Here is a 6,792-nt window from a genome sequence, read left to right on the forward strand (position 1 = left end):
AAAACCCTGTCTGATCAGGAATTCCTGACATGCATCAGCCGCCGTGCAGCAAACCGGCGACATGAGCACCGATCGCCAGACAACTGGTAAGCCCCGGCGATTCGATGCCCAGCAGGTTGACGAGCCCCGGCACGCCATGCACGTTCGGCCCCTGGATCGCGAAATCCGCCGCAGGCCCGCCCTGCCCCTGGATCTTCGGTCGCATGCCGGCATAGGCAGGCAGCAGCGCCCCATCGGGCAGGCCTGGCCAGTAGCGGCGCACCTCGCCATAGAAAACCCGGGCCCGGCGTGCATCCACGTGCAGGTCGCTTGGGTCATCCACCCACTGCACATCGGGCCCGAAGCGCGCCTGGCCGGCCAGATCGAGCGTCAGGTGCACACCCAGACCGGCCGCCTCCGGCAAGGGATAAATCAGGCGCGAGAACGGCGCACGCACGCCGCAGGCAAAGTAATTGCCCTTGGCATAAAACGCCTGGGGAATGAACGCCGCAGACAGTCCTTCGGTATGCCGTGCCAGCTTCACCGCATCCAAGCCGGCGGCATTCACCAGCCATGCCGTTTCAAGCTGCGCGCCATCCTGGGTGTGCAGCCGCAGCATCCCTCGCACACGGGCGACGCGCTCGACACGCGTGCGCAGCACCACCATGGCGCCCTGCTGCTCCAAGTCGGCCTGCAGTGCCAGCATCAATGCATGGCTGTCAACGATGCCGGTGCTGGGCGAAAGCAGCGCGGCGTGGCAGGCCAGCTGCGGCTCCAGCCGCCGTGCACTGGCGCCATCAAGCCACTGCAGATCGCCCACCCCGTTGGCCTCGCCCTGCGCCGCCAGGACCCGCAGGGCGTCTGCCTGCCGCAGGGAAGTCGCCACGATAAGCTTGCCGCAGCGGCTATGGGGTATGCCGCGCTGCCTGCAGTAGTCGTACAACAGCGCGCGGCCCTGCACGCACAGCAGCGCCTTAAGCGACCCCGTGGGGTAATAGAGGCCGGAGTGAACCACCTCGCTGCTGCGCGCACTGGTCTGTGTGCCGATCGCACCCTCCGCCTCCAGCACCAGCACCTCGCGCCCCTGCAAAGCCAGCGCGCGCGCCACCGCCAGGCCAACGACACCAGCGCCTACCACCACGCACTGCACGCGATCTGCCACGCTTAGCCGCTCCATCATCAACGGGATCGTAATTCCGTGTGGTTACCCCACTCGTTTCACATCAGCACCGGTTCCCGATGCTCTGAACGCGCATCAACCGCGCTCACGACGTTGTATATGGTACGTTCATGGACCACGCGATCCTTGCCGGTCAGGCCGGGCCTGCAGCGCATCCTGACCCTTGCCGTCACCTCGGATCGCGCGGCATCGACGGCGAAGGATTCCCGTCCCGCCAAAGGCTCCACAACGGCCCAGTTGGTGAGGCCGCCGACACCAGTTGAGATCTCCTGTCGACCGTGGATGGCGTAGTTGCAGCGAAACGAAACCACCCCGGCCGGCGTGACAGCTACATAGAGGCCGTCACGGCCGTTCACCTCGTAGAGCTTGTCTTTCGGCTTGAGGTTGCGCAACTTGGTATCGGTCAGCATGGTGAAGTTGAGCCCCGAACCCTGACAGGTTCGGGCGTGACGGCACTGCCGAACACGCATTTCAAAGGTACAAGGGATTGAAGCTGAATGGCCGTAACGGCAAAGACGGCACGGGGCGCAGCCCGAAAGCCCGGCGGCGCGAAGCGCCGACACGCCCAGGCCGGCCGTGCCATCTTTATATTTCTCGAAACGCCCTCATATTGCCGGGCAAAAGCACTTTCTATCCGCACCCGGACAGGTGCCACCCATGAAAACAGAGTTCAACCGAGGGCTGTCGCGCATGGGCGCTTTGAAACAGGAATGCGTCAATGCCCACAAAGACACTCCGACTGAACATGCCGCAATGGCAAGGCGGCACTGAGCCCGCCTATCGTTTCGGCGCCGAACTGCTGCGCTGGCTGGCACCTGCGCACGAAGGGCCGGAAGAAACGATAGAGGTTCCCGCAGCCAACGGCCAGCCACTGGAAATCGAACAAGGCATCAAAGCACGCATGGTCCTGCTGGCGCAGGCGCGCGCTGCGCGGGCCGCCATCGAGCGGCACCAGCCCGATCGCATCGTCACGCTGGGCGGGGACTGCCTTGTTGACCTTGCCCCGATGGCCTACTTGAATCGCCGCTATGACGGCAAGCTGGGCGTGCTGTGGGTCGATGCTCACCCGGACGTCATGAGCGCCGCCGAGTTCTCGCACGCCCATGCTCATGTGCTGGGTATGCTGCTGGGGCGCGGCGACGCGGATTTCACGGCCGAGGTTGAGCACAAGCTGAACCCGGCGCGCGTGATGATCGCCGGCATGAGCGATTGGACGCCCGCCGAGGGAAACATTCTTCAGGAGTTGGGCATCCGGCATACCCCGGCAGCCGACCTTGCTGAGAGCAGCCAGTCGATCCTCGACTGGATCAAAGCCGAAGGCATCTCGCACCTGGCGGTGCATTTCGACCTGGACGTGCTCGATGCCGCCCACTTCTCGCCGCTGCTGTTCAACAAGCCAGAGCAGCCGGAAGGCACGTTCGACGGCATCGTGCAAGGCACGATGCGGCTGGGCCAAGTCATTCGGCTGTTGCAGGATGTGAGTAGCGCCTGTGACATGGTTGGGTTGGCCTTTGCGGAGTTCCTGCCGTGGGACATGCTGCGCCTCAAGAATGCAATGGCCAGCCTGCCCATCATGCAACGCTGACCGGCCCCTGTAACACCGCCGCCTGAGCCAGCGCGAAGGCGGCGGCGTCCTAATTTGGCTGTTGGGCTTGAGCACCGGGCGCGACCACTGCCGCGCCCGGATTTGCGTTGCACCGCGCCCAGGGCGGAACGGCCTGGGCGCGGTTATTCCTTCGTCTCGATGGGCCACCCCACGACACGCGGCAATCCGGCCTCGATTTTTACCGTCAACTCTACCGCCAACTTTTTCTGCTGGCCGGCGATAGCCACCGATAGCTTCTGTGACGTATTTCTTTATAGATCAACGCGTTACGTCAGTTTTTCGATAGCTGGCGATAGTCCTCGAAGGACCTAAATTCACCCCCGAAGGACGTCAATTCACTCCCACTCAATCGTCGCCGGCGGCTTGCTGCTCACGTCGTAGGTCACGCGGTTGATGCCGCGAATCTCGTTGATGATGCGGCTGCTCACCTTCTTGAGCAGGCTGTAGGGCAGCTCGGCCCAGTCGGCGGTCATGAAGTCGCTGGTCTGCACGGCGCGCAGCGCGACCACGTAGTCGTAGGTGCGGCCATCGCCCATCACGCCGACGCTTTTCACGGGCAGGAAGACGGCAAAGGCCTGGCTGGTCAAGTCGTACCAGCTCTTGCCCGATTTCTCGTCGATGCAGCCGCGCAGTTCTTCGATGAAGATGGCGTCGGCCCGGCGCAGCAGGTCGGCGTATTCCTTCTTCACCTCACCCAGAATGCGCACGCCCAGGCCGGGGCCGGGGAAGGGGTGGCGATAGACCATTTCGGGTGGCAGACCGAGCGCAATGCCCAGTGCCCGCACCTCGTCCTTGAACAAATCGCGCAGCGGCTCCAGCAGTTCCAGACCCAGTTGCTCGGGCAGGCCGCCGACGTTGTGGTGGCTCTTGATCGTCACGGCCTTTTTGCTGCTTTTGCTCGCGCCGGATTCGATCACGTCCGGGTAGATCGTGCCTTGCGCCAGGAAGGAGATGGCATTGCCGCCGCCGGCGCTCTTGAGTTCTTGCGCCTCGGCCTTGAAAACGTCGACGAACAGGCGGCCAATGGTCTTGCGCTTTTGCTCGGGTTCATTGATGCCCGCAAGCTCCGACAGAAACAGATCGCTCGCATCCACGCGCACCACCTTGGCATGCAGCTTGCCGGCGAACATCTCCATCACCATGTCGCCCTCGTTCAGGCGCAGCAGGCCATGGTCAACGAAAACGCAGGTCAGCTGCTCGCCTATCGCGCGGTGGATCAAGGCCGCCGCAACGCTGGAATCCACGCCGCCGGACAGCCCCAGCAGCACCTGCCGGCTGCCGACCTGGAGGCGGATTTTTTCCACCGCTTCAGCGACGTGGTTGCGCATCTCCCAATCCGCGCGGGCACCGCAGATGCCCAGCACGAAGCGCTCCAGCATCGCCTTGCCCTGCAGCGTGTGCGTGACTTCGGGGTGGAACTGCACGGCGTAAAAATGCCGCTCCTCATCGGCCATGCCAGCGATGGGGCAGGACGCCGTGCTGGCCATGAGTTTGAAGCCGGGCGGCAGCTGCGTCACCTTGTCGCCGTGGCTCATCCACACCTTGAGCATGCCGTGCCCGTCGGCTGTGGTGAAGTCGGCGATGTCCCTGAGCAGCGCCGTGTGCCCGCGCGCGCGCACCTCGGCATAGCCGAATTCACGCTGCCCGGATGCCTGCACCGTGCCGCCCAGCTGTTGCGCCATGGTCTGCATGCCGTAGCAGATGCCCAGCACCGGCACGCCCAGCGTGAAGACGGCGGCTGGCGCGCGGTCGGTGCTCTCTTGCGTGGTGCTGGCGTGGCTGCCCGAAAGAATGACGCCCTTGAGGTGCCCGCCCCGCGCCTGTTCCTGCAGCCAGGCATCGCTCACATCGCAGGGGTGGACCTCGCAATACACCTGCGTCTCGCGCACACGCCGCGCGATGAGCTGTGTGACCTGGGAGCCGAAATCGAGGATGAGGATGGTGTCGTGCTGCATGGATTTATAAGAAAAACGGCTTCAGCGCTTGCCTGGCAAGCGCTGGCAGCTATCAATATGAAGATGCCTGAAGGACTCAGTCCGCGCGGTAGTTCGGCGCTTCCTTCGTGATCTGCACGTCGTGCACGTGCGATTCGCGGATGCCGGCGGCGGTGATCTCGACGAACTCGGCCTTGTCGTTCATGTCGGCGATCGTGGCGCAGCCGCAGTAGCCCATGGCGGCGCGCACGCCACCGGCCAGCTGGTAGACGATGCTGACCATGCTGCCCTTGTACGGCACGCGTCCTTCGATGCCCTCGGGTACGAGCTTGTCGGCGTTGGGGTTGCCGCTGCTCGCCTCCTGGAAGTAGCGGTCGGCGCTGCCCTGCTGCATCGCGCCGATCGAGCCCATGCCACGGTAGCTTTTGTACGAGCGTCCCTGGTAGAGAATGACCTCGCCCGGCGCCTCTTCGGTGCCAGCGAAGACGCCGCCCATCATCACCGAGCTGGCACCCGCGGCCAGCGCCTTGGCGATGTCGCCGGAGAAGCGGATGCCGCCATCGGCGATCAGCGGCACGCCCGTGCCCTTGAGCGCGGTAGCCACGCTGTCAATCGCCATGATCTGCGGCACGCCGACGCCGGCGACGATGCGCGTGGTGCAGATCGAGCCAGGGCCTATGCCGACCTTGACCGCATCGGCGCCCGCCTCGGCCAGCGCGATGGCGGCGGTGCCGGTGGCGATGTTGCCGCCGATCACCTGAATCTGAGGGTAATGCCTCTTGACCCAGCGCACGCGCTCGATCACGCCCTTGCTGTGGCCGTGCGCGGTGTCCACCACGATGGCATCCACGCCGGCCTTCACCAGCAGCTCGACACGCTCCTCGGTGCCCGCGCCCACCCCGACGGCAGCCGCCACGCGCAGGCTGCCGGCGCTGTCGCGCGCGGCGTTGGGGAAGGTCGTCTGCTTGTGGATGTCCTTGACGGTGATCAGGCCCTTGAGCTCGAAGGCATCGTTCACCACCAGCAGGCGTTCCAGCTTGTGCTTGTTGAGCAGCGCCTTGGCGTGCGCAGGACCGGTGTCGTCTTTTTCGTTGACGGTGATCAGGCGCTCGCGCGGTGTCATGATCTCGCGCACCTTGACGTCGTAGCGCGTCTCGAAGCGCACGTCGCGGCTGGTGACTATGCCCACCACCTTGCCGCCGTCGCACACTGGAAAGCCGGAAATGCCCAGTTCCTCGGAGAGCTGCAGCACCTGCAGCACCGTGTGCTCGGGGGTGATGACCACCGGATCGTGCACCACGCCCGATTCGTGGCGCTTGACCTTGGAAACTTCCGCCGCCTGCTGCTCGGCCGTCAGGTTCTTGTGCACCACGCCGATGCCGCCTTCCTGGGCAATGGCGATCGCCAGACGTGCTTCGGTCACCGTGTCCATGGCAGCGGACACCAGCGGGATATTCAGGGAAATGCCGCGCGTGAAGCGCGTGGCGAGCGAGGCGTCCTTGGGCAGGACCTGGGAATACGCCGGCACCAGCAACACATCGTCGAAGGTGAGCGCTTTTCCAAGAAGGCGCATGGAAAGCTCCAAAAATCGGATTGTACCCATGAGGCCGCAACGCATTGCTGCAGCGCCGCATCCAGGAGGCTGCCGGCCTTGGAAACCGTCCGATGCACATGGATCGCAGCGGTCCATTTTTGGCTTCGCGGCTCTTCGAGAACGCTTTCGACGCCCCAAGTCCGACAGCCCCTAGGAGTCTGCGCGGCAGACGTGAAATGATGAGCTGTTCGACGCCACTGCAGGCACCGAGCCGTTGGTGCGAAGACCAAGGAACGCGCATCCGATGCGCTGCAGGGTCGAGTATCGAGTCGCCATTCGGGCGGCAGCGGGTTCGAGAAGGTTTTGCCTTGTGTTTTGCCTCACAAGTACGCCATGCGCCGCAGATTCAGCGCCATGCAGACGAGTTTCCACTCGCATCTGGCTTTGGCGAAGCTGCGCAGACTGAACTGGCGGAACCCCAGGACCGACTTGATCCACCCATTGGGTGGCTCAACGATGTGCTTGCGTCGACGATAGGCGTCCTTGACCCGTGCCGTCT

Annotated in this window: 6 protein-coding genes; 1 reads left to right on the plus strand and 5 read right to left on the minus strand. The window is 64.2% G+C overall.

What is annotated here, in order from left to right:
- Positions 1–34: 34 nt before the first annotated feature.
- Together K320_RS0116770 and K320_RS19745 are read right to left on the minus strand one after the other, a co-directional pair.
- On the minus strand, positions 35–1,141 hold the full coding sequence (locus K320_RS0116770) for an NAD(P)/FAD-dependent oxidoreductase (RefSeq protein WP_024539957.1): 1,107 nt from the start codon (positions 1,139–1,141) through the stop codon (positions 35–37).
- A gap of 56 nt (positions 1,142–1,197) precedes the next feature.
- Positions 1,198–1,569 (minus strand): phage head closure protein, encoded by a 372-nt coding sequence (locus tag K320_RS19745; protein ID WP_034343829.1) that lies wholly within the window; start codon positions 1,567–1,569, stop codon positions 1,198–1,200.
- A 308-nt stretch (positions 1,570–1,877) separates the two neighbouring features.
- On the opposite strand from K320_RS19745, the gene K320_RS0116780 reads away from it, so the two are divergent.
- A complete protein-coding gene (locus tag K320_RS0116780; RefSeq protein WP_024539959.1) occupies positions 1,878–2,744 on the plus strand; it encodes an arginase family protein in 867 nt (288 codons plus the stop codon).
- A gap of 356 nt (positions 2,745–3,100) precedes the next feature.
- Here K320_RS0116780 and guaA read toward each other — a convergent pair whose 3' ends face one another.
- The 3 genes from guaA to K320_RS0116795 form a co-directional block, all read right to left on the minus strand.
- Positions 3,101–4,720: a glutamine-hydrolyzing GMP synthase gene (gene guaA, locus K320_RS0116785; RefSeq protein ID WP_024539960.1), complete on the minus strand. Its 1,620-nt coding sequence runs from the start codon at positions 4,718–4,720 to the stop codon at positions 3,101–3,103.
- Positions 4,721–4,796: 76 nt separating this feature from the next.
- Positions 4,797–6,272, minus strand: coding sequence for an IMP dehydrogenase (guaB, locus tag K320_RS0116790; RefSeq protein WP_024539961.1), 1,476 nt, complete (start codon positions 6,270–6,272; stop codon positions 4,797–4,799).
- A 341-nt stretch (positions 6,273–6,613) separates the two neighbouring features.
- Positions 6,614–6,792 (minus strand): transposase (locus tag K320_RS0116795; protein WP_029696278.1); only part of this gene is annotated, 179 nt, incomplete at its 5' end.

This window comes from Comamonas badia DSM 17552 (assembly GCF_000484635.1).
GTDB lineage: Bacteria > Pseudomonadota > Gammaproteobacteria > Burkholderiales > Burkholderiaceae_C > Comamonas_C > Comamonas_C badia.

Excerpts from the sequence above, each read along its gene's own strand:
- K320_RS0116780 (WP_024539959.1), top strand. The coding sequence starts at position 1,878 with ATGCCCACAAAGACACTCCGACTGAACATGCCGCAATGGCAAGGCGGC.
- guaB (WP_024539961.1), bottom strand. The coding sequence starts at position 6,272 with ATGCGCCTTCTTGGAAAAGCGCTCACCTTCGACGATGTGTTGCTGGTG.
- K320_RS19745 (WP_034343829.1), bottom strand. The coding sequence starts at position 1,569 with ATGCTGACCGATACCAAGTTGCGCAACCTCAAGCCGAAAGACAAGCTC.
- guaA (WP_024539960.1), bottom strand. The coding sequence starts at position 4,720 with ATGCAGCACGACACCATCCTCATCCTCGATTTCGGCTCCCAGGTCACA.